This window comes from Massilia atriviolacea (assembly GCF_003953935.1).
Lineage (GTDB): Bacteria > Pseudomonadota > Gammaproteobacteria > Burkholderiales > Burkholderiaceae_D > Telluria_A > Telluria_A atriviolacea.
Window position 1 is genome coordinate 1 of the sequence record NZ_RXLQ01000078.1, and the last position, 328, is coordinate 328.

The following is a 328-nucleotide window of genomic DNA, read 5'->3' on the forward strand; positions in this document are numbered from 1 at the left end:
AGGGTGTCGTCGCCCACATAGCCGCGCAACTGATCGTTTCCGCCACCGCCGAGCAGTACATCGGCCTTGCTCTGCCCGGACAAGGTGTCGTTGCCGTCCATGCCGTTCAAGTGATTGGCATATCCGTCGATGCCGTACAGGATGTCCGCACCGGCCGTACCGAAGGAAGGCATGCCAGCCACTGTAGCAATGTCCCACACCGTCCCGTCAGCGAAAGCGATCGATTCAATCCTGTACGACGGGGAATCCGCATAGCTCTTCAGGGTGAGCTTGTCTGTCGCATTGACCAGCAGGATCAGATCGGACCCGCTGCGGTTCAAGGTCACGC

1 protein-coding gene is annotated in these 328 nt (G+C 59.8%); it reads right to left on the bottom strand.

Features of this window, described 5'->3' with window-relative positions; all coding sequences use genetic code 11:
* Positions 1–328: calcium-binding protein (locus EJB06_RS31620; RefSeq protein WP_198420961.1), on the bottom strand; the 328-nt coding region annotated here is incomplete at both ends.